Origin of the sequence: Blastopirellula marina, assembly GCF_002967765.1 — a bacterium.
GTDB classification, from domain to species: Bacteria; Planctomycetota; Planctomycetia; order Pirellulales; family Pirellulaceae; genus Bremerella; species Bremerella marina_A.
Genome location: NZ_PUHY01000010.1, coordinates 1,076,034 through 1,098,795, shown reverse-complemented (window position 1 = coordinate 1,098,795; position 22,762 = coordinate 1,076,034). Strand labels below are relative to the sequence as shown.

Genomic DNA, 22,762 nt, shown 5'->3' with positions numbered 1-22,762 from the left:
TACGATTTCTAGATGACCCCCCAGTGTTACAAGTTCCCTCCAATGGCTTAGGAAGCATTCGCAGAGATGGGCATTTTCGGATTCGGTAAGAAAAAGGAAGAAGCAGACAACACCTCGCAGGAAGAAACCTCAGCGAAGGAACCTGGCTTCTTCGGGCGTCTCGGCATGGGGCTGGAGAAAACACGCCGCCTGCTCAATACCGACATTCGCGATCTCTTCAAAGCGGAAGGTCGATTGGTCGACGAAGAACTGCTGGACGAGATCTTTGCGGTCCTGATTCGTACCGACATGGGTGCCGGTCCGGCGAACCAAATCAAAGATCGGATTCAACGTGACTTCCGTGGCCGCGTGGTTCATACGGAAGACATCCTGAAGAACATTCAGGACGAGCTATCGAATCTGATGCAGCAGGATCAGGAACCAATCAAGATGGCCGCCGAAGGCCCGACGGTCATTCTGGTCGTGGGGGTCAATGGCGCGGGGAAGACCACGTCGATCGCCAAGTTAACGCGTTGGTTCATCGATCAAGGTAACTCGGTCGTGCTCGGAGCAGGCGATACCTTCCGAGCCGCGGCCACCGAACAGCTGACCATTTGGGCCGAACGTTTGGGGGCGACAATCGTCAAAGGGGAAGCCGGCAGCGACCCCGCCAGTGTGGCCTTCCGCGCGGTTGACGAGGGGCTGAAATCGAACGCGGACGTGGTCATTATCGATACGGCTGGTCGACTGCAGACTCAGAAGAACTTGATGACCGAGCTCGACAAGATGCGGCGTGTGCTCGGCAAGAAGATTGAGGAAGCCCCACACGAAGTGCTGTTGGTTCTCGATGCCACAGCCGGTCAGAACGGGATCAGCCAAGCCAAAGGATTCTCCGAAGCGGCTCAGTGTACCGGCATCGTGCTCACCAAGCTCGATGGTACGGCCAAGGGGGGCGTGGTTGTGCCCATTCGAAAGGAATTCCAGTTACCGGTGAAGTTCATCGGGGTGGGCGAGAAACCGGAAGACCTTACACGCTTCGATCCGCAAGCATTCTGCGATGCGATGTTCGCCGAGGGCTAGCAGCTGCTTGGCTCCCTAATTTGACCGTGGTACCGGTTCTGCGGGATTTTCTTTTAATTCCAGCTTCGTGGCACGCCGATGCTAAGGGTGCGGCATGTCTTCGTGCCCGTGGGATGCGTGGGAGATTGGCCACGGCTTCCAATAAAATCCACTGAAGTTTTAGGGGGATCATCGATGTTTCGACACATCGTGTTTGGTCTGGTCATTGCCGCAATGATGTCGGTTTCGGTTTCCAATGTAGAGGCCGGTGACCAGGCATTTAGTCGTGTTTGGGGCGGAACCTACGGTAGCTACGACTGGGAACGGTTCTACCACTATCCGTACGTCTACTATCCCCAGAATTTCCAGGGGCCAGAGTACTATCGCAGTCGCGATAGCCTGTACTACCGCTATCCAGCCGAAATGCGCGTTCCGGTTTACAACAAGACGTGGCAGAACCCGTATCCAAACGGACGTCTGTACCACTCCGGCCACCACTTCCTGTTGGACGTGTTTTAATAGCCCGCGTCGCGCAAACGCATAGTTGACCTCGGAAGCGAGAATCTGATTGAAAGGTTCTCGCTTTTTGACGTTCTTGGACACCATGCTTAGCAGACTGTTAAGGTCGTGCTGCGATAGGCTACGAGAAGCTGCGGCAAACAGCTTCCAGGATATCGGTGGCCTGAGTGAGTTGCTCGACTTCGATGAATTCGTCCTTGGTGTGCGCCTGGATTAACGACCCAGGGCCGTAAACCACCGAAGGGACACCGATCGCGAAGTAGGCCGGCGAATCGGTTCCGTAAGCGACTTGCTTGTGTTCGCTGTTGATACCAAACGAACTGGCCACGTCGGTGATCTGTTGAGCCAAGGCTTGATTCGCATCACTCAACGGTAGGCCAGGAGAGCTCATGTAAGGCGGGTCGTGAGTAATCTTCGTGGGGTCATCGACCCGCGCAGCAATGAAGTTGATTACTTCTTGCCGAATGGTCTCTTGCGACTCACCCGGCAAGACGCGCCGATCGATTTCGATCGTACAGCAATCAGGTACCGTGTTCACACTAACACCACCTGCGATCGTGCCGACACTAATTGTTGCTTTGCCCAGGGCACCCAATTCCGGTTGCTGATCGAGAACGGTTTGTTCGTATTCGCGGATCGCACCTAACACGCTGCCCATTCGGTAGATGGCGTTGTCGCCAACGGAAGGGCGACTGCTATGGGCGGCTTGGCCGTGCGTATGACAGCGCCAGCGAATGACCCCTTTGTGCGAAACGACCACATGCATTTCCGTCGGCTCGGCAACGAATACCGCATCCGGCAAGCCTTGCACGAGTTTCGATTCACCTGACTTCCATTGGTTGGCCAAATGACGAGCTCCTGTGAAGCCGCATTCTTCGTTCACGGTGCATGCGACCAAGATCGTAGGCTGTTTCTCGCTGGGGTTCTCTTTCAGTCGCGAGAGGACCGTCAACGCCATCGCCATGCCACCTTTCACGTCGCACGATCCACGTCCGTAAATGCGACTGCCGATACGCTCACCACCGAAAGGTTCGACCGTCATGCCATCAATTGGCACGGTGTCTTGATGCGCTTCCAGAACAATCGTCTTCCCCGAGGTCCCTGGCAGGCAGCCGACGATGTTATCGCGGCCCGGCGCGACTTCGGAACGTTCGTACGCCAAACCTAGCTCACGAAAGAAAGCTTCCAGGAAGTCGGCAACGCGATGCTCAAGTTGGATCTCTGGTTGGTCGACTGGGTGTCCCATCGGGTTCACGCTGGGAACTTGGACCAAGCGTTGCGTCAGTTCCACCACATCCATCGGCATAAGATTGCATCCTAGGGAAATCTTGGGCTCAATTGCCCGGCGGTTAGCTGAGTTAAAGGAGGGGAGATAATCTCTATTGTTCGCGCTAACGCGTTTTCTCACAAGCGCCCCGCGACCTGTGGAGGCATAGTTTATAATGCGAAGTTTGCTTGAAAGTCTCCCCGACCACGTCAATTCTTTTGTTTGTAGCTTCGCCGTGCCTTCTCCTCCTCGAAAACCAACGACCTTTCTGCTTCAAGCGTTCGATCTTTCGGCGTGGCCAATTGTATTGTTTGGCGAGGGAAACTCCGTTCGTTACTTGAACACCGCTGCCGAAAAGGCGCTGGGCGTCTCGCGTGATGAACTTTTGGAGCAGGCTGCCAAATACCATGGTCTGGGACAGCTTCCCAAGCCGCTCCAAGTAGTCGCTGATCTTTGTCCCGCATCCAACGTCTGGCTAGGTGAAGTTGGAACGCGCGAAGTGACCTTGGCCGTTTCCGATGAAGATACTGACGTCGTAACTTGGCGCGCGATCTTCGTGCCACTTGCTGACAGCCAAGACACGGACGATGTGTCGCTGGTTCGCAATGTGGTAGTCATGCTTGGACCTCCTGATCGGTTTCCACATACTGGCCCATTGCAACCACAAGAGGAAATCCACGCGGCGCTGCAAGCGTTGCGTCATGAGTATCGCGGCAAGTATTCCGTGAGCCACCTGGTTGGTGTCAGTACGGCGATGATCCGCGTTCGTCGATTGGTCGACCTGGCATCACAGTCACGTGTACCGGTACTGGTGATTGGTCAGCCTGGGACGGGGAAAGAGAAAGTTGCCCGCACAATTTGTTACTCGTCGCACCATGGTCAAGTGGGGCCGGTGATTACGATTCAGGGTGAATTGATGGATGCCGAGATCATGCAAACCACGATTCGTGCATTCGCTCGCCGCTGCCTCGATGATGACGAAGCCAATCGTGCGTCGTTGATTCTGCTGAATGCCGAGAAGTTGGATCTCGGCGCGCAGAGTGAGTTGCTACATTTGGTCGACCTGATTGATGTCGATTTGCGCATACTTTCCACCTCGGAAGAGTCGTTGCTAACGCTTGCCAGACGTGGTCAGTTTCGCGAAGACTTAGCGTTTCGACTATCGACGTTGGAGATTGCTTTGCCGCCTCTTTGTGATCGCCCGGAAGACATCCCATATCTCGCCCAGGCGGTACTTGAGGAATTGAACGTGACCTCGGATCGGCAGTTGCAATCGATATCGTCCGATGCGATCGATCGATTACAGCAACATGAGTGGCCAGGCAATATCGACGAGCTGCACGAGATGCTCACCGCCGCGCACGAAGTGGCCACTGGGTTTACGCTCAATCTAACCGACTTTCCGATGGCCGTTTCGCATGCTCCACGCAAGGTGACAGAAGCCAAAGAGCCTGATTCGATCGATTTGGATACAGCCTTAGAGACGTATGAGCGGCAGATTATCGAACGTACACTGAAAGCGGCGAAAGGAAACAAGACTCAGGCAGCTCATATGTTAAGTATATCCCGCGCGCGGCTGCACCGACGGATCGAACAGTGGGGGCTGGAATAGGCCTCCCTCGGGGCATGCGTGGTTGTCACTATTGACCTCTCTTTTTACGATGAACAGTGGTTGTCATGGATCGGTCGGCTCGGTGTATCCTTTACGAACCTCATCCCTGCTGGGCTCCGCGCCTGCGGGCGGTCTCGCCGACGTCTCACGGATTTACCGAAGCCCGTATCGCATCGGAAGTGGATAAGCTGCTGTCGGAAGAGAGTCACCGTCTGCTGCTGATCGCTTTGCGTCAATCGATGTCAGCATCCCAGTGTGCTGCCAGGCTGCGGCAAGCTGCTGCGACCCATGTTCGTTGGCCGAAGTGCCACGTTCTGCTTCTGATGGATGAAGAAATGGAAGCATGGCATCGGGCAGGTTGGGAGATGGGGAGCGGTTTGGTTTTCATTGGAAGCCAATCGGTTCCCAAGCTGGCCAAAACGATCGATCGACTTCTGAAGGCGTTTCCGGATGAAGAACCGACAACCGAAGTGCAGGATCCCTTGGATTGGCTCCCCTGGTAACTGCCCCACAACCGAATTCATTCAGCGCGACGAATCATTTTGACTTCGTCGATCGCTTTCCTTGAAGGAGAGTACTCCATGGCTGACGTGCAGCAAGTAATCAAAGCTTTGGAAGGTATTAAAGACCCACTAAGTGGGCGTTCAATTACTACAACGGATCAGATCAAAGAGATTGATCTGCAAGGAACGAAGATCTCGTTCATCTTGGAACTTACCACGCACAGTGCACCGCTTTGGCAGGATACTAAGCAACTTGTTCACGACACGTTGCAAAAGGCGATTCCAGAGCTAACCGAAATCAACATCACGCTGAAGGAACATCAGCGTAAGATCGAGCCGATCGGTCAGATTGGATTGTCTGCTCGGAGCGTGATTGCCGTCGGTTCAGGCAAGGGTGGCGTTGGTAAGAGTACCGTTGCTTCCTGCTTGGCCTATGCCCTGAAGAAATCGGGTGCCAAAGTTGGTTTGATGGACGCCGACGTGTATGGTCCGAGTGTTCCCCATCTGTTGGGTGTCTCGGGTCGCCCAGAGGTGATCGAGAAGAAGATTCAGCCGCGTGAAGTGGACGGTATGAAGATCATTTCGATCGGTCTGCTGGTTGAACCAGATGAAGCAGTCATCTGGCGTGGTCCGATGCTGCATGGGGCGATCACTCAGTTCCTGCGTGACACCAATTGGGGACAACTCGATTACTTGATCATCGATATGCCACCTGGTACCGGTGATATTGCATTGACACTAAGTCAGCTCTTGCCACTTACTGGAAGCGTGGTAGTTTGCACGCCGCAGGAAGTCGCATTGTTAGATGCGATCAAGGCGATCTCGATGTTCCGCAAAGTGAAGATCCCTGTTCTCGGCCTAGTCGAGAACATGAGTGGATTCGTTTGTCCTGATACAGGCAAGGAGTGGGACATCTTCGGTCGTGGCGGTGCCAAGAAGAAGGCCGAGGAACTCCATGTTCCTTTCCTGGGCGATGTGCCGATCACGATCTCGATCCGAGAAGATGGCGATGCTGGGAAAACGGCGAATGTTCTCGAGAACGAAGTCACCGCTCCACGATTCGAGCAAATCGCTTACAACTTGGTCAAACAGTTGGCCGATTCGGCCGCTGAAAAGCCACCGATGCCCTCGTTGACCGTACTGTAAGTGCTTGTGCAGTTGTCATTTACTGCACTTGTGACAATCAGGGCGACAAGAAAAGGTTAGAGCCGTTTTCCGAGAAGGAAAACGGCTCTGTCTCGTTGTGATCTTGCTGAGGGAAAAGATGCGCGGCTAACGTGCTTCTTTTCGGTGCTTACCGCCGAGTTAGTCTTAGGACTTCTTCTTTGCGGTCTTCTTGGCCGACTTTTTGGCAGCCTTCTTTACGGTCTTCTTGGTTGCCGTCTTCTTCACAGCAGCCTTCTTGGTCGTCTTCTTTGCGACCTTCTTCTTAGGAGCAGCCTTCTTAACGGCCGTCTTCTTCTTGGCAACCTTCTTCTTTGGGGCAGCCTTCTTGGTCGTCTTCTTCACGGCCTTCTTGGCAGCCTTCTTTGGAGCGGCTTTCTTGGCAGTCTTTTTGGTTGCTGCCTTTTTCGGTGCCGCCTTCTTCACGGTTTTCTTCTTTGTGGCCACTATTACGTCCTCCGTAAGATCACGTCGCGTTGCACTTCAACTTGAAGTGAAGTCGAACCGATCGAGTCACTTCGTCATTCCGTTGCGTTTGCGACAAACTTGGAAATCTAGCCGGGCGCTCATTCAAGCCAAATTGGACATGGTGAGCAGTGCAGCTTCCTATGCAGCCCGGTGCCTTTCATAAGGCCATTCACAAAAGAAGCTGAGGTAAGTTGTACGTATATTCGTTTTTTTTGCAACACGTTTTCCACATGTCGCGACGTACAACTGCAAACTTCTTTGAGAAAAAATCGGGGTCACGTAGAAAGGTGAACCGACTAAACGAAGCGCGCGATCGAATGACGCGCGCTTAACGATCATCAATAGAGCGCGACCGTAAGATGTTCGCCACGATGAATTGATGGTTGCGCTTTGGTTTGTTTCATGCCAAACAACGTGCGCGATGCGGGCCGTGTTCCCCAGTGACGGATCGAGTGAAAGAAGCTCGATCGCACACTCGAATAGTTGAACGCTTGATGACCAAGCGCATTAAGAATGGTGTGCCATACTTCAGGTCGTTTGGCTTGCTTCCAATGAATTGGGTCAAAGCCATACCAGTCTGGTTTTTGCGGGATAAACGTGATGTCGTCATCACTCGCGAGCTCTTGCAGACGAACGTCTAAAGCTTCCGCGCGATCACGCACGGTTTGCAATTGCAAACGCGATTTGGGGAACATCATCGTGCGAAACGCAGTGAACTTGTAAGACGCTAAACTGCGCACGCACGAAAGTGGAATACCAGTGATCGCGATGCGTCCTTCGGTTTGCCGAAGGCGAATGATGCACTGCTGAACCCAATCAATAATTTGATCAACCGATTGATCGTAAAGAAGGTCGTTACCTACGTCGGTGATCACACAAGACGTTTCGGCGCTACTTGTTCTATTTTCCAAAACAGGCCAAAGTTCGGATTCTAAAATTCCTGGAAGTCCACGAAAAAGAAACTTTGAAGAAGCCCCGTAAGAGCGTCCACGTCCAATCGCCGCGTAAACTTCAAGCGGCTTAGGCATCATCTGGGGAGCCACGTTCAGCAGCACTTCCAAGCTCTTGGCAACGTTGCTCGCGCCTAACACGATCAAGCGATGCGACATTTCTTCGTTTTTAGAATCGATTACCAAGGGTTTCCTCCTCCATAGCGGCCGGCACCTGATAAGTCTTGATAGTTACCGATGGCCATGAACACGAACATCATCGCAATAAAGCCGTCGCCGCTTTGGAAGCCCCACAAAACCATTCCGGCAGCACAAACAAGCGACAAAACAAGCGAATTACGAATTGCTTCTTGGCGATCGAACATCTGAAATAGTTCGCGCGAGACATGGCCACCGTCAAGCGGCCAGATCGGTAGCAAGTTAACGACACCCCACCAAATGTTGATGAACATCAAGTAGTGAATGAAACTGTAAGCGTAGAGGTTATTTGCCAAGCTTGGGCCAGGAATGGTGGCGACGAACGGTAGGTTGGACTCTTCGAACCAGATCAGTTGGAACGTCGCAATGTTTGTTGCCGTGAGGCTGGCCACAAGGAGGCCTGCCAGGAGGAAACCGGCGAACGGCCCTGCCAGGCTAATAACAATTTGCGTCCACCGGTTACGCCGCATCTGGCTTGTGCCGGAGTAGGCGGATGTGTACGGATTGTGAATCGCCAGACCCCCGAGCGAATACAGCACCACACTGGGGGACCATCCGTACCAGCGAATGGCCATCGCGTGCCCCATCTCGTGGATCAAAATCGAAATAAAAACGGCGCCGACCCAAAGCAGCACTTGTTTCGGATCGTCTGGATCGAAACCGAGAATGACGGTAACTAGCCAGAACAAAGGATGAATCCGGACGGGAACACCGAACAGGCGAAAGTTTAGGTCGTACGGCGTGTGTCTTGGTTCGGTTAGGAACATACGTTTGTTGGTTGCTCACTCGCTTAAGGAAGCGTCTCCCTATCGCTTTACGCGGGAAGGGATCGCGAAATGGACAATCGTCTTGTGATCTTAACGTTTTTTGGATGACGATAAGATTGCAGCAGCGCAAAAAAAAAGACAGACCGCGATCAATTCGCGGCCTGTCTCATGAATTCGTATTCGGGCAATCAAATGACGAGCTTAGTCTTCCAACTCGATGATTTTGACGTTACGCCATTTGATTTGCTTGCCGACCTTCTTTTCGTCGTTGCCAACACCGTGCACTTGCAGGGCGATGAAACCAGTCGAGGTCATGTCGTCTTTCAAATCAGCGGCTGGCACACCGTTGACCCAAGTCTTGATCGAATCGCCACGGCATTCGATGCGGTACTTGTTCCATTCGTTTTGCTTGAACGCAGCGCCTGCTTCTGGCTTGTCCTTCAGATTGAACAGCCATCCTCGGCGACCTTCGTCATAGATACCACCACTCCAAGCACGATCGGAAGGATCGATTTCGACTTGGTAACCATGGACGCGGCCAGGGTTGACCGTGATTTTTTTACCTTCGTCGGTGGTGTAAGTCTTCTTCTCGTCGTAAACGTTGCTGCGAATCTGGATGCCAGAGTTCAACAGTGGGTCGACCAGGTATTCAACTTCCAGAATGAAATTGGTGTACGGTTTCTCGGTGCACAGAAAGCTGTTGCCGGTCTTCGGAACCGAGGTACCGACAATCACGCCATCTTCGACGGTGTACTTCGCTGTCCCGCCATGTTGGACCCAGCCATCAAGCGTCTCGCCATCGAACAGCGGCACAAACTTTTCGCTTTCTTCAGCTTGGCAAACGCCACTTGCGAACAAGACAGCCACGAGGCAGGGGAGGGCAATCCAAGTACGAGTCATGAGGAGGTATTCCTGTATTGGTGATCTGAGGGGAATGGGGGCTATTGCTAATAGAATTCAGAATAGTTGAGTTTCTGTGCAGTGTCCATCCCCGCACCGAGGACGCCGAGCGATGCTTACTACGATGAAAAGCTGCTGAAACTTGTCAATCAGTCCATCCCTTCCTGGGGCAACGTCCACCACACGATAAGGCTGCCCCCAATACCGGCAATGGCAGAACCAAGCAGGATGCCGACTTTGGCGTCATCAAGGCTCACCGATTCACGACCGTAAGCCAGATTGGTAATGAACAGCGACATCGTAAAGCCAACGCCTCCAAGCCAAGACAGGCCGTACAACATTTTCCATGAGACATCGCGAGGCAACTGTGCCCAGCCCAGTTTCACCGCTAGCCAGGCGAATAGGGTGACACCAATTTGTTTACCGAGAATAAGCCCCAGTAAGATACCGATGGTTACGGTATGAGTAAGCCTATTGACCAAGCCTCCATCGAAGGTGATACCTGCGTTGGCCAACGCAAAGACGGGCATGATAAAGAAGGTAATCCAGTGATGCAGTGAGTTCTCGAAACGCTTCAGCGGAGTCTGGGTAAGTTTGCTGGCCGTTTCGACGTCAGAAATCATTGCGTGCTTTTCTTTGTTCTTCAGCACGTTCGATTCCTCTTCTCGTTTTTCTTCAATCCGATCTAAAAGCATGCGCGTTGAGATCAGGAATTCGTCGGATTGAAGCCGGGGGCGAGCCGGGATCGTCAAAGCAGCGAGGATACCAGCAATCGTTGGATGAATGCCCGACTTCAGAAAGCAAAGCCACAACAGGACCGACAGAAAAACGTAAGGGGATGATCGGCGAACACCAAACGCGTTACAGAGGACTAAACAGGTAAAAAAGAAAGCTCCTATCCCCAAAGCGGACCAAGTGATCGTATCGGTGTAGAAGAATGCAATCACCAGCGAGGCGCCAATGTCGTCGACTATGGCAAACGCCGTCAGAAAGACTTTGGCGGACAAAGGAACACGCCTGCCAAGCAGCGAAAGAATACCAAGGCTGAACGCAATGTCCGTCGCCATCGGAATCCCCCAACCTTTTTCGGCAGGTTGATGAAAGTTCACTGCTATGAAGATGGCTGCAGGCACAATCATTCCGCCAAAGGCTGCCAACGCGGGAAGAATGGCTTCGCTGACATGCGAGAGTTCGCCGACCAACACTTCACGTTTGATTTCTAGCCCCACCACAAAGAAAAAGATGGCCATCAGTGCATCATTAATGAAGTGATGGATATCCAGTTTCAAATGCGAGTTGCCAAGTCCGATATCGATCGGAGTGGTAAGAATTTCGTGGTAATCGTGTTGCCAGGAACTGTTGGCCAGATAAAGTGCCACCGCAGTGCAGATCATCAACAGAACACCGCCCCAAGCAGCATCGGAAATCAATCCTTCCAGAGGCGATATCAGCCGCCGAATTGGACCGCGGGTCTTCCACATCAAGTAATATTCTTGATCAGACGAATGGTCGCTCATCATGCAGTTCCTCGTTTTCGACTGTGGGGCTTCGACCCAACCTACGAGACTTATCGGAAACGAACAACCTGCGCGTCCCGTGCGGGAACATGCTGTTTCCCTCCCCGGCGTGTGCTATAGTGAGCGATCTCGCCCTATTTTCTATTCCGCTTCCCTACCTGGAGACTCCCTCATGAAAATGCGTTGGATGCACAGCGGTTTGTTGGCTGTGTTGTTTTCTTGCTTGCTGGTTGGTTCGTCGCAAGCCGAACTGAAATTGCCCAACCTGTTCACCGATCATATGGTGCTACAGCGGGACATGCCGATTTACATCTGGGGACAGGCAAGCAAAGGTGCCGATGTTACGGTTGCCCTAGGTGATCAAAAAGTTACCGTCAACGCGAACGATGATGGTCGCTGGAAAGCCGAACTGAAATCGCTACCCGCTGGCGGACCTCACCAAGTTGTGGTCCAAAGTGGCGACAGCGAAAAAGTGATTAAGGATGTTCTGGTCGGCGAAGTCTGGGTTTGTAGTGGCCAGTCGAACATGCAATGGGATGTGAACGCTGCGAACGATGCTGACATCGAGAAGCTGACGGCTAATTTCCCCAAGATGCGTCTGATTTCGGTTCCTCAAGTTGGTACGCAAGAGCCACAAGACAACTTCAACGGCAAGTGGGAACTTTGCACGCCCGATACGGTAGGCAGTTTCTCGGCGGTTGGTTACTACTTCGGTCGTCAATTGGAGCAAACCCTGGATGTTCCGATCGGCTTGATCGACAACTCATGGGGTGGTTCTTCGGCGGAAGCTTGGGTGAATCGCGACGTGCTGCGTGAAAGTGGCAAGTTCGATGCATTGCTCGATCGTTGGAAGAAGACCGAGTCGACATATGATCACGAAAACGCGATGGCTCAGTATCGCGAGAACTTGAAAGCGTGGCAGAAGAAGGCGGAGGAAGCCAAAGCTGCGGGCAAGCCGACTCCAGGAGGTCGTCCTGGTGCACCACGAAATCCGCTAACGAATCAGCATCGCCCGGCCAATCTTTATAACGGCGTGCTGAATCCAATTATCGGGTATGGAATTCGTGGCGTGATCTGGTACCAAGGCGAATCGAATGCTGGTCGTGCTTACCAATACCGTGATCTCTTCCCAATGATGATCGAGAATTGGCGCAACGAATGGGGACAAGGTGATTTTCCATTCTACTGGGTGCAATTGGCTGACTTTCGTCAAGAGAAAGACGAACCGTCGGAAAGCGATTGGGCCGAGCTACGTGAAGCACAAACGATGACTATGGATCGTCTGCCAAATACCGGCGAGGCCGTGATCATTGACCTAGGCGAAGCGGAAGACATTCACCCGAAGAACAAACAAGATGTGGCCAAGCGTCTTGCTCGTTTGGCGTTGGCCAATGAGTACGGCTACAAAATCGTTTCACGTAGCCCACGCTACAAATCGATGAAAGTCGATGGCGATGCCGTTGTTCTCGAGTTCGATACGTTTGGCAGCCAGCTTGATTACTTTGATACCCGAGCGTTGCAAGGATTCACGATTGCCGGTAAGGACAAAAAGTTTGTCCATGCTAATGCAAGCATTGTGGATGCAACGCATGTTCGAGTGTCCAGTTCCGAGGTAAAAGAGCCGGTTGCGGTTCGTTATGCCTGGGCGGATAACCCAGAAGCGAACCTCCAGAACTCGCAAGGTTTGCCAGCGACTCCATTCCGTACCGATGATTGGGACGGCGTGACAAAGAACAATCAGTAGGTCTTCGGCCCATTTGGGCATCGAACCTACAACCATTCAATGAATAAGGCCGCGTTTCCATGGAAACGCGGCCTTTGTTTGTTACTTGATCAGGCTTGGTTCTTGCCTCGGGGTGTCGATAATTCAGACTTCCCGTTTCGTTTCGCGTATCGCACCAGGAGAATTCCATGTTCCTATTTGCTCAGGCTGATGGCGATGCTCCCCAGAACGCCATGACTCGCTTTTCGGACATCTACGACAAAGCATCGGCTTTTCTGGTCGAGCAGGGACCCATTTGGGCGACTAATCTAGTCGCGGCCATTGCTGTATTGTTCTTCGGTTGGATTGCGGCAAGATTTGCACGTGGGCTATTCGTTCGTGCGATCAAACGTAGTCGGATCGACGACACGTTAGCGGGCTTCCTTTCTAACATTGCCTACGCACTGTTGATTGGCTTGGTCTTCATCGCAGCATTGAATCAATTGGGGATCAACACAACTTCGCTGGCGGCGGTTGTGGGTGCGGCCGGCCTGGCAATCGGTTTGGCTTTGCAAAATTCGTTGACCAATCTCGCCGCGGGAATCATGTTGATCATGTTTCGCCCATTCGGTGTCGGAGATTTCGTGGAAGCGGGTGGAGCGACCGGTGTTATTCAGGAAGTCCACATCTTTCACACGATCATGCGTTCGATTGACAACAAACGGATCATTATCCCAAACGGTGAAATTACCAGTGCCGTAGTAACAAACTTTACTGGGCATCCGACGCGAATGGTCGATTTGGAGATTGGCTGCGGCTACAACGATGACATCCGCGCCGTCAAACAGTTTCTGGTCGAAACGCTCGAGGCAGACGAGCGGATCTTAGAAGATCCCGCGGTGGAGGTTCGCGTCTTTGAGCTGGGAGACAGCGCGATCATCTTTAAAGTAAGGGGCTGGGTGAAAACACCAGATTGGTGGGCAACACGCTGCGATATTGTCGAAGAGATCAAGGTGGGCATGGATGAACGTGGATTCCATATTCCGTTTCCACAGCGTGATGTTCACTTGTTTCAGGAAGAGGTAAAGCAGCCTGCGTAGCTAGCGGAGGTGGTCCTTTTGGGAACGCCTCTTTGATTTGGATTGACGGGCAAATACGAGTCTTGGTATTTTGCCCCTCCCACTTGAGTTGGCGAAGAGAAGCGTCGGTTTGTTTCTCGCAGGGAGGTTGCCAGCGCGGGAGTTAGTCTTCAACGTTGGAAGGATTCGGATCGATGATGAAGAGTGTCTGGACCGCCGTGTTTTCGGTGGGTGTCTCGTCCTGTTTCGCGATGGCAGAAGAACCGTTGCGTTGGTCGCCGAGTCACGCTGAAAAGGTGATGGGACTGTACGACGAATTGATGGAATCATCCGACTGGCAGATGGCAGAATTGATCGCCTTAGGAGCCCGAGAAAAATTTGGCGAAGATGAGCCAGAGATTAAACGGATGCTCGCGAAGGTCAAGCAGGCCAAAGCCAATGCCAAGAAACGGACGGTCGTAGATAAGACCGAACAGCCAAAAAAGAAGTTCGGACCACGTTACCAAAAGGTCTATTCTCTGCAGGATTTGGTCGTGCAGAGGGAGGAAGGACTTTCAGAAGGTCTCGAAAACGTTGTAGCCGAGCTTGAGGCCGCCATCGGCGAAGAAGCAATGACAGAAACGAATTCGAGTATGGCGCCTTTCCAAACCAACCTATCCGTCGTCGTCAGTACGACGCAGGCGATCCACGACCAAATTGCCGCCAAGCTAAAACAAATGCGGGCGAAGCAGGCAACCAACGAGCCGATCGCCAACTAAGTTGGCTGGTCGATAACGAACCAAGTCTAAAATGGCTGCCGGACAACTGCCCGTAGCCATTTTTTGTTTCTTGAGACCCTAAATGCGGTTGTTACGAAACAGCTTCGGTCTGAGGAACGTAATGCTTGCTGATCAAGTCATTCTGCAGCCATAACAGCTTGTTGAAGGCACGCAGCGTTTTGACTTCCGTTTCGCGATCGAGACCGAGGCCAGTGATCGTGGCGATCAAGGCATCCGCCACGAAGCCCATCAGGGCATTCATTTGCACCAACGGAACGTCCAAGTCTTTGCTGCCGGCGGCTGGCGTATGAATCTTGCCGACCATATCGAGGTAGACGAGCATTTTTTCGTCGTAGGGACGCGTCACCAACGATTCTAGATAGCGTGCCAGATGCTGTTTACGGAATTGAATCTGTTCGTGATCCAGCGACAGTGTTTCCACTGATTCGGGCGTTTCTCCCTCGTAGCCTGACTGACGTGGGACAAAGTGACGCCAAGTGGCATCGTACCCGTGCAGCTTTTCGTAGACTGCGTCGACTAAGGAAGGGACCAGCGGGGCGAGGGCACCTGCGGCACCATGGATAGCGGCAATATCGTCCGCGCCAAAGCCCACAAACTCCAAAAGATAGCCAAATCGATAGGCTAGATCGGTTTCCAAGCGTGCTTCGTCGATGTTTTTCATCGTATTACCCAATCGAGAAAATGGCGAACTTAAGGTAAACTGGAGAGTGAGAAGCTAAAGTGGATATTTGTGTCCACTTTGTTTGTCAATTTAGGATTCGAATAATTGGATGTCAATATCCAGTTTCGCCCATTTACGGGAATACGATGTTTTCTCAGACCGTTGAATACGCGTTACGTGCTGTGTGTCATTTGGCCTACACCGCGCCTAGTAGCTCGACCACCGAAGAGATCGCCAGTAGTACCAAGGTGCCGGTGGCGTATTTATCGAAAGTGCTGCAAGGACTTGTGCGGGCAGGCATTGTCAAATCGCAGCGCGGGGTAGGGGGCGGTATCTCGCTGACGAAGTCGCCGGAAGAATTGACGATCCTCGAAGTTGTCAATGCGGTTGACCCAATTGTCCGCATTGGAACCTGCCCTTTGGGGCTGAAAGCTCACGGAGCCAACCTGTGCCCACTGCACCGCCGACTCGACAACGCAATGGCCAGCGTCGAGGAAGCGTTTCGTGAAACCACGTTGGCCGAAGTGATCGCAGAACCAACGACAAGCATTCCGCTGTGCGAGTTCCCCGAAGCCCGCCCGTCGCCTAAGAAGTAGTCTTATGTAAGATCGGCGCATTAAGAAGCCCATGTCAGAAGGGACCGACATGGGCTCCGAATGTTTATAGGCAGGGGTACTGTTACTTCTTTTTTGGTGGAAGGCCAGCGTTTGCTCGCTCTTCATCTTCCACGGCTGCGTAGTGTGCGTCGCTCTCTGCTTGTTCTTCAGGAGTTAATTCGGCATGAGGCTTCGATGAGTCGGAGCTTCCGCATCCAGTCATAGAGCTAAAGATGATGGCCAAAACAACGAATCTTATGAATAAGTTCACAATCAAATCTCTTCTTCTACGAACGGGTATCGTCAAGTATTTCGCGAATGTGACGCCCAACGCATGCTAAGACGTCACATTCAAATATTTGCAGAACGACGGTTACGGGAGCGTCACTACTTGTCCATCGTCGCTCAACGAAAGACGCTGCATTATTTGGCCGTCGACTGTCGTTGGAATAAAGTGCACCGAACCATCCGCTAATACGAAGTTAGTACCGCCAGTGTGCGACGAACCGAAATATCCGTGCCAACGGCCAAAAGTACCGTTTGCGAAGAGTGGAATCTTCTGGCTTAGGGTCCATGAGCCATCGGATTCCTTTTTCGGAGCATCGTTGTCGGAGATTGGCGGCATCGGCGTGTAAGCATTATCGCCTTTACTGAAGAAGGTACCCCAACGCATCACGTCTTCGTCCCAACCTGGGTTGATGTAGCGTTCGTTATCACCACCATCCGAGCCAAAGGCTGTTTCGTTCAGGGCCTTTTCGCCAACCATCAGCGTGTTGGACGAGCCATCTTGAATGCGTTCGATAGTTAGTTTGGCATTGCTGATACCCGGATGTCGAACGACACCATGGGCACCCGTACTAGTTGCTACACGAGCACCATCGCTATGTCGTTCGCCAGCGTTGCCTGCATAATCGCTTCGGTAGTAGCCTCCGTAGGCACTTACCGGTCGACGCGAAGGGCAATAGTACGATTCCACTGCACTTTGCGAAACAATTTTCTCCGTGCCACTGGGGTTGTTCACGTCGCCGAGGTTGTAGATGTTTTGCTGCTCGATGAACGGCAAAATGTGATATAGCCAACTCCAGCCCGAAACGACATGTGAACTGCAGCATGTGTCCGGCGAGCTGTTTTCATTTCCATCACGAGCACCATACGGCAGGTGGCCGTAGGTATCTTGGAAGTTGTGGAACGCCAAGCCGATTTGCTTCAGGTTGTTGGTGCACTGCATGCGGCGAGCAGCTTCACGAGCTTGCTGGACGGCCGGCAATAGGAGGGCGATCAACACGCCGATGATGGCGATCACCACCAGTAATTCGACCAGTGTGAAACCAGCGCGACGTGAAGAATTGGGAATGGGGTGGGGAACGAAAGACATCAATGAATCCTGTTACTTTGGCGATCAACTGCCCGGTGTGTGGTGGCTGGTGACGGTAAGTGGTTGCCAACCCAGCTTGGATGGTGGCTGATGCTGATCGCGGCAGTGTTTACGGCGAACCATATCCAAATTTCCCTTTGACCGATCAAAGAGGATGGTCGCGAAGCAGAGAATTTAGTGCGCGTGTATGAAGAGAAAACGAAGCTAATTCGTAGCTGATTATTAAGGGGTTATTCTTGATTGTTAAGAAATGGAGATGCCGCACTTTCGTAGATCGCACTTCCAATGAGTGGTTCGGATTCCCTTACCCACTAGTGGGTTATCGTAAAGATGCTCCCGCCAGCAGCGACATTGTGATAGCGGTGCCTTATGTTGCATAGAGGTGAATCGTTCCCTTAGACTTATCTCACATGGAACGGTCTCGCTAATACGGATGACCTCAATTGAGCACGCAAACGTTCTCTACGAGATCCCTGGATTGGGGAGTCGTGTGGATGCCTAGAAGCCGGGGTGAAATCTTTCGAATTTTGCCTTGCGGTAAGCCGCTTCATCACATGAACAGACTAGATCCGTATCTATGCATGGAAGACAGGGGTGGCTGGGAAGACTTTTAGGGCGTTGACGCTTCCACTTTCGTGTAATTCTGTGTTCTCAAGCAATTCGTAAGGTGCTTGCATGGAGAGTCATCCTGGGGGATGCCGAAGAATCACTTACAGTGGCTGCCGGTGCGCTTGGATTGGGGGCAGCCAATCTCGATTAGACTCTGGTGAACCCAAAGGACGTGGGACATGGATTGCCGCACATGGATCGTGGCTCTTGCTGCATTGGTAGCATCTGCTGTTGGTACCAACATCGGTTGGGCTGATTGCAATTGTGCCCCGAAGAAATGCCAGTGTTGCCCCTGTCCGCCTAATCCTTGCCAGGCGAGTCCTTATTACGGGGCACCAAGCTCTCCGATGTCTCCTTCGGAGCAGTCACCCTCGGATCAAAATCCGATGGCCCCGATTCCCATGACGGACGAACTGCCGGCATTGCCTGAGCTCCCTTCGCCGGCCTCGACCTTCGCCGCTTCGACCGCATTGGCATCCTCCTCGGAAGCAATAGGCTTCCGTGATGCGACCATCGGTGACTTCTTCGGCAGCACTGCGTTGATTTCTGGTTCGAGCTACAACTCGACGAATCCCGCTGACGGTTTCAATGTGCCAATTGCTGGTAGTGATCGCCGATTTAAACTGACCGAAAACGTCAGTCCCATTCCGGTCAATCGCTTCTTCGCTAACTACAATCACTTCAGCCAACCTGTGCGAAACGTCACTCTCTCGAAGCAAGACGTTGATCGTTTCACGTTAGGCCTGGAGAAGACATTTCTGAACGACTCTTCTTCGCTGGAAGTTCGCGTGCCGATTCTCAGTGGTTTGAACGCTACACAGGATGTCACCGGGAGTGGCTCGCAAACCAACGGCGAGTTCGGCAACATGACGTTGACGTGGAAGAGCTTGTTGTGGCAACGCGGAAATCAGTCGGCCATCTCGGCCGGTCTTTCTGTCAACCTGCCTACGGCTCAAGATGCCGATGTCATCAATGGCAATACGGGGCGATCGATACTCCGAATCGATAATCAATCGGTTCACTTGTTGCCGTTCATTGCCTACTACCATCAACACTCGTCGCGAACCTGGTCGATCCTGGCAGCTCAGCTGGACTTCGATACCAACGGCAATTCGTTCATGGTCGAGACCTCACCATTTTCAGGCGAATTCACGACGGTATCGCGTTTCCAGGAACAAAACTTTTTGTACCTCGACTACTCGGCCGGGCACTGGTTTTACGACAACACGCACGGTGGTGGATTCATTCGTCGGGCTGCGATCATTGGTGAGTTGCACTACTCGACGACACTCAATGACGCCGATTTTGCACAAGCCGGTCCGGATGATGGTGACATCGTTACCAACCCGTTCAACCGAATCGACGTCTTGAACGCAACCGGCGGGCTCCGTTTTCAGTTGGGTAACGACTATCTGCTTACAGCCGCCGTGGTCACGCCACTTCGAGAGGGTGCGGATCGCCTTTTCGACAGCGAGTTTGCCTTGCTGCTAACGAAACGCTTCTAAATGAGAATCGGCGTTCGCGTTTGCGGCATCGGTGTTTAAAAGATGCCGTTGCCTCGCCACTGGGGATTCATGAAGGTATCGTCGAATCCCGTTTGTAGAGGCACCGTGACACCAAGTTCGACTAAGCGGTCGTGAACCTGGAACATCACATCGCGGCGATTGCGTATGACCAAACGATTCTGGGAAACGATGATATAGTGGCCTGGCGTTTTCCAGCTTTCCGGTTCGACATTGCTGGAAATCAGCTTCCCTATTTTTTCCAACTCGGCGGGCGATAAGAGCGGTTCGCCGAGCTCATAAACGTTGGTTTTCTTTTCTCTGGGGCCAGAATACGAAACGGTAATCACTTCCGCTTCGGCTTGGTCGGCCTGTTTAATCTGCTCGGCTAATTCGTGCTCGGGTTGGTGTTTGCGGAGTTCGTGTAGCAGGATGCCTATCCGTTCGTGGACGCGTCGTGTTTGAGCAATCAACAAACAGTCTCCCAACGTGTAGATCAAGCAACTACCAGGCCCCCCGAGTTCCTCCCACGACTCGGGCTGAACGCAATGGGTGATGACGTTCATTAGTTGATGACCACTTGGTAAAGCGAGGTAATCACCGAGGCACAACGGGGCGAGTTCTTGTCTATGGTAAGGGGCACTCGTTTGCCAGCGAGCTAGTTTCAATAGCCTTGTTTGGACTGCCCGATCCTGTGGCTTAGGCCCTTTCCAAATCAAATCGCGTACGGGATAAACGTAGAGCGTTAGATCAAAGTCAGTCTCATCTACCGTCGTGATCCGCAGTACTTCTCCATCGATAAACCAGTCGATACCAAGAGACTCGCAAATAAGATTCAGGGTGTGTTGAAGTGTCCGTTTACGTTTCGGTAGCGAAACAGGCGCGATTGCTGCGAGTCCAATATCCTCCAAGGCGCGATGATCAATCCAGATCGTGAAGCCTCCTTGTTCGCTCAACGTATGAGCGACTTCCTCCAAAGGCGTATCTGAAAACTCGGTTGTGATCTCGACCTTTCGTAACTGTTGTGAGATGACCGTTTGCTCGGTTCGCCACGGAGTACAACCAATCGATGCAACCGCGTAGGAATCACTGGGCTGATTCTTAGCTTGGCGTAATGTTTCGAGAAGCAACCCAACCTCGGTATGGACTTCCCACGTATTCGAGATGATAAACTTCGATTCCCACACATTGATCGTGCCAGGACCGCCCAATAGCTCCCAGGTATCAGGTTCGATGAGTTGGTTGATTAACCCGGTAAGGTCTTCAGAGCGGACAATCTCGCCGTCGATGAGGTCGGATACATCGTAGATTTGCCGAATCAGTTCCAAGGAGGCTTCGTCTTTTGTGATAATCATCAACCCATGGGGAAGCACCATAACCGCAAGTTCATCGAGATGGAGCGCCATCTCAAATGCAGTTTTCGCGGCAACCCCTTGAACACGCAGACTAATAGGCAAGTCCTCACTTAGCCCCATGTCCTCAAGCGAAGCAAGGTCGATATCGACCGGTACTTCCAATTCATTCGACATCACCTCAGCGAACTTCTCCAGCGGCATTTCGTGAATGTCTAAGGTGATGCGCGTTTCAAGGAGTAATTGTTCGTGCTTGGCCAACTTCTCCAAGGACTCGCTGGCGACCTGATCGGGAATAATCGTCGTTGGCGTCCTGTCCGTTTTCAGTTCAGGCTCTTCCGCGTGAAGTTGCCCGAGCAATAAAAGAGTTAAAACAACAACGAGAAGCCGAAGCATCGGAAGGTGTCCTTGGAGAAGTAAGTTTGACACAGATTATCTGTCATTAATGACGAGAGGTCTAAAAGAATCCTCCTCCGCCTCCGCCAGAGTAGTTGGCGGCTGGTGATGCTTTGGAAGAGTCCGTTTTCGCGACAGGATGAACCAAGTCGAGTTTTATCAGCATCGTCAGAATCTGTCGCTGAACGTCGCGTCGCTGGCGGACAACGAGGCTATCGTGGGCAAAGCTGATCGATGCTTCCGGGATTTGCCATTGCGTTTCGCCGGTACCGGAACGAATGAGTTCCAGAATCGTATTCAATCCCGCTTCGTCAGGCTGCGAGGTTGTCGTATTCCAGGACAGCGGGTAACGTGCCGTGACGATCTCGTCGTTGGAGTCCTCGATTTGCTGAAGCAACTTGGCAGCCGTCTCAGGCGTTTGTTGCTGACGAAGGAGGTGCAGCAGGCGGGCGATTTCGTCGTGGGTCTCTGGCATCTGAGCGATCAGTAAACAATCGATTTCAGCCACGTAGCTTAGTGTGCTAGGGCCACCTAACACTTCCCAGGAATCGGGACGGATTGTCGATTGGATGACCTGTTCGAGAGACTTGTTGTCGGGAAGCTGCGGCAGACCGGGCGCACGTAGCGACTTCAAATAATCAACCGAGTTCCAGGAATCACCTTGCCAGCGGGTTATCCCTATCAACGTGTTCCTCTGACTGCCATTCTCAATCTTTAAACCGTGCCAGACCAAGTCACGCACTGGATAAAGACGAAATTCCTTGACTTGGTATTTGCGGGGATCACTCGTGATGACTGCCGAGTCGCCAGAGATGACGCACCATTTTAGTCCAAGCGAAGTGGTAATTTCGTTGAGTACACTTTTCGCGGAGTGACGACCGGCAGAGAGCGTAACTGGAAGCGGGCCTTTTAGGTCAACGGCACTTAACGACCGTTCGTCGATTCTCACTTTCATTGGCCAAGACTTGTTTAGCTCGCGAATCGCATCACGCAACGGCGCCTCCTCGAAGGTGACTTCGATTTCGGTCGTGACGATTTTGTCGCGAAGTTGTTGCGTGGCTTCATCTCTTTCCGAGGCCATTAGAGATGTTACTGGATAGTCATCGCTTGAGAACTGTTTGACTCGCGCTGCTAGATTCAGAAGGTAAGTGATTTCGGTGTGGACCGCTTTTGTTTGATTGACAATCAACGTCTTGTCGAAGACATAAATGGTGCCAAGGCCCCCTAATTGTTCCCATGAGTCACGGGCGATCTCGTTTGCAATCACGTTTCGCCAAGCGGTGACCGACTCTGTATGGTTACCAACGAGTTCGGCCAACGAATAGGTTTTCGTTTGAAGTCTCGAGTCGCTTTTATCACGCGAGGTGATCGTAACGCCGTTACCGTTCTCTTGGAAGGAAAGCCCCAGGCGATTCAGTGACAACGTGAGAACAGTTCGCGGGGAAAGGTTTTCACCATTGATTGAAATGGGACTATTCAGCGTGATTCCATTATTTTGGAGTTCGGGACGATCGATCGTCATTGGAACGTCGGCTTGCTTTGATAACTTCTCGATGAACTGGTACAGGGGCATTCGATCGGCATCGATCGTGATCGTCTTTGCCTCCATTCGTTGTTGAAACTGCTGAAGCTGTTCCAACTGCTCCCTTTGGTGTGCATCGGGTTGAATCGTAATCGCGCCGCTGGGAAGCGACGTGGCATCGTCGGCGAATAGCGTACCGCCAATCGCGAAGGCGACAACGCTGGTTAACATTGCTAGTTTCTGCATCAGATTTCCTTTCATGCGACTCATTGGGGATAATCATACC

Annotated in this window: 20 protein-coding genes; 10 read left to right on the top strand and 10 right to left on the bottom strand. The window is 52.3% G+C overall.

From position 1 onward, the window contains the following. Positions 1–66: 66 nt before the first annotated feature. Both ftsY and C5Y83_RS15595 read left to right on the top strand, forming a co-directional pair. Complete coding sequence (gene ftsY, locus C5Y83_RS15600; protein WP_105330641.1) at positions 67–1,059, top strand: signal recognition particle-docking protein FtsY; 993 nt, start codon at positions 67–69, stop codon at positions 1,057–1,059. A 174-nt stretch (positions 1,060–1,233) separates the two neighbouring features. Beyond that, positions 1,234–1,557 (top strand): calmodulin-binding protein, encoded by a 324-nt coding sequence (locus C5Y83_RS15595; protein ID WP_105330640.1) that lies wholly within the window; start codon positions 1,234–1,236, stop codon positions 1,555–1,557. A 121-nt stretch (positions 1,558–1,678) separates the two neighbouring features. Here the strand turns inward: C5Y83_RS15595 and C5Y83_RS15590 are convergent, their stop codons facing one another. Beyond that, positions 1,679–2,863, bottom strand: a complete 1,185-nt coding sequence (locus C5Y83_RS15590) for a M20 family metallopeptidase (RefSeq protein ID WP_105330639.1) — start codon at positions 2,861–2,863, stop codon at positions 1,679–1,681. Positions 2,864–2,999: 136 nt separating this feature from the next. Here C5Y83_RS15590 and C5Y83_RS15585 point away from each other — a divergent pair, with 136 nt between their 5' ends. The 3 genes from C5Y83_RS15585 (at position 3,000) to C5Y83_RS15575 (ending at position 6,085) form a co-directional block, all read left to right on the top strand. Then, complete coding sequence (locus tag C5Y83_RS15585) at positions 3,000–4,436, top strand: sigma 54-interacting transcriptional regulator (protein WP_105330638.1); 1,437 nt, start codon at positions 3,000–3,002, stop codon at positions 4,434–4,436. 65 nt (positions 4,437–4,501) lie between these two features. Beyond that, entirely contained in the window at positions 4,502–4,939 is a 438-nt protein-coding gene (locus tag C5Y83_RS15580; RefSeq protein WP_105330637.1) for a hypothetical protein, read from the top strand. A gap of 78 nt (positions 4,940–5,017) precedes the next feature. Next, positions 5,018–6,085 (top strand): Mrp/NBP35 family ATP-binding protein, encoded by a 1,068-nt coding sequence (locus tag C5Y83_RS15575; RefSeq protein WP_105330636.1) that lies wholly within the window; start codon positions 5,018–5,020, stop codon positions 6,083–6,085. Between the two features lie 165 nt (positions 6,086–6,250). Here C5Y83_RS15575 and C5Y83_RS29140 read toward each other — a convergent pair whose 3' ends face one another. The 5 genes from C5Y83_RS29140 to nhaA all read right to left on the bottom strand — a co-directional run bounded on the left by C5Y83_RS29140 (position 6,251) and on the right by nhaA (position 10,906). Continuing rightward, positions 6,251–6,550 carry a histone-like protein 2 gene (locus tag C5Y83_RS29140; protein WP_114304685.1) on the bottom strand — a complete coding sequence of 100 codons (300 nt, stop codon included), beginning with the start codon at positions 6,548–6,550 and terminating at the stop codon, positions 6,251–6,253. Positions 6,551–6,909: 359 nt separating this feature from the next. Further along, positions 6,910–7,707: an SGNH/GDSL hydrolase family protein gene (locus C5Y83_RS15565; RefSeq protein WP_105330635.1), complete on the bottom strand. Its 798-nt coding sequence runs from the start codon at positions 7,705–7,707 to the stop codon at positions 6,910–6,912. Further along, positions 7,701–8,486 carry a site-2 protease family protein gene (locus C5Y83_RS15560; protein ID WP_105330634.1) on the bottom strand — a complete coding sequence of 262 codons (786 nt, stop codon included), beginning with the start codon at positions 8,484–8,486 and terminating at the stop codon, positions 7,701–7,703. The genes C5Y83_RS15565 and C5Y83_RS15560 overlap by 7 nt, the downstream gene beginning before the upstream one ends. 201 nt (positions 8,487–8,687) lie before the next feature. After that, the gene (locus C5Y83_RS15555; RefSeq protein WP_105330633.1) at positions 8,688–9,386 is read right to left on the bottom strand and encodes a DUF1080 domain-containing protein; all 699 of its coding nucleotides are present in this window, start codon (positions 9,384–9,386) and stop codon (positions 8,688–8,690) included. Between the two features lie 149 nt (positions 9,387–9,535). Continuing rightward, on the bottom strand, positions 9,536–10,906 hold the full coding sequence (nhaA, locus tag C5Y83_RS15550) for a Na+/H+ antiporter NhaA (RefSeq protein WP_199195048.1): 1,371 nt from the start codon (positions 10,904–10,906) through the stop codon (positions 9,536–9,538). Positions 10,907–11,075: 169 nt separating this feature from the next. On the opposite strand from nhaA, the gene C5Y83_RS15545 reads away from it, so the two are divergent. From C5Y83_RS15545 to C5Y83_RS15535, 3 genes are all read left to right on the top strand, one after another. Continuing rightward, the gene (locus C5Y83_RS15545; protein WP_233207238.1) at positions 11,076–12,647 is read left to right on the top strand and encodes a sialate O-acetylesterase; all 1,572 of its coding nucleotides are present in this window, start codon (positions 11,076–11,078) and stop codon (positions 12,645–12,647) included. Positions 12,648–12,814: 167 nt separating this feature from the next. After that, positions 12,815–13,705 (top strand): mechanosensitive ion channel family protein, encoded by an 891-nt coding sequence (locus C5Y83_RS15540; protein ID WP_199195047.1) that lies wholly within the window; start codon positions 12,815–12,817, stop codon positions 13,703–13,705. A gap of 173 nt (positions 13,706–13,878) precedes the next feature. Next, positions 13,879–14,442: a hypothetical protein gene (locus C5Y83_RS15535; RefSeq protein ID WP_105330632.1), complete on the top strand. Its 564-nt coding sequence runs from the start codon at positions 13,879–13,881 to the stop codon at positions 14,440–14,442. Positions 14,443–14,533: 91 nt separating this feature from the next. Here C5Y83_RS15535 and C5Y83_RS15530 read toward each other — a convergent pair whose 3' ends face one another. Beyond that, the gene (locus C5Y83_RS15530; protein ID WP_105330631.1) at positions 14,534–15,124 is read right to left on the bottom strand and encodes a protoglobin family protein; all 591 of its coding nucleotides are present in this window, start codon (positions 15,122–15,124) and stop codon (positions 14,534–14,536) included. A 146-nt stretch (positions 15,125–15,270) separates the two neighbouring features. Between C5Y83_RS15530 and C5Y83_RS15525 the strand changes: the two genes are divergently transcribed. Further along, the gene (locus C5Y83_RS15525; protein WP_105330630.1) at positions 15,271–15,720 is read left to right on the top strand and encodes an RrF2 family transcriptional regulator; all 450 of its coding nucleotides are present in this window, start codon (positions 15,271–15,273) and stop codon (positions 15,718–15,720) included. 373 nt (positions 15,721–16,093) lie between these two features. On the opposite strand, the gene C5Y83_RS15520 is transcribed toward C5Y83_RS15525, so the two are convergent. Beyond that, positions 16,094–17,095, bottom strand: coding sequence for a DUF1559 domain-containing protein (locus C5Y83_RS15520; protein WP_105330629.1), 1,002 nt, complete (start codon positions 17,093–17,095; stop codon positions 16,094–16,096). Between the two features lie 995 nt (positions 17,096–18,090). Between C5Y83_RS15520 and C5Y83_RS15515 the strand changes: the two genes are divergently transcribed. Next, on the top strand, positions 18,091–19,209 hold the full coding sequence (locus C5Y83_RS15515) for a hypothetical protein (protein WP_146117790.1): 1,119 nt from the start codon (positions 18,091–18,093) through the stop codon (positions 19,207–19,209). 35 nt (positions 19,210–19,244) lie between these two features. On the opposite strand, the gene C5Y83_RS15510 is transcribed toward C5Y83_RS15515, so the two are convergent. After that, a complete protein-coding gene (locus C5Y83_RS15510; RefSeq protein ID WP_105330627.1) occupies positions 19,245–20,954 on the bottom strand; it encodes a DUF4974 domain-containing protein in 1,710 nt (569 codons plus the stop codon). A 61-nt stretch (positions 20,955–21,015) separates the two neighbouring features. Further along, a complete protein-coding gene (locus C5Y83_RS15505; protein ID WP_105330626.1) occupies positions 21,016–22,722 on the bottom strand; it encodes a hypothetical protein in 1,707 nt (568 codons plus the stop codon). Between the last annotated feature and the right edge of the window lie 40 nt (positions 22,723–22,762).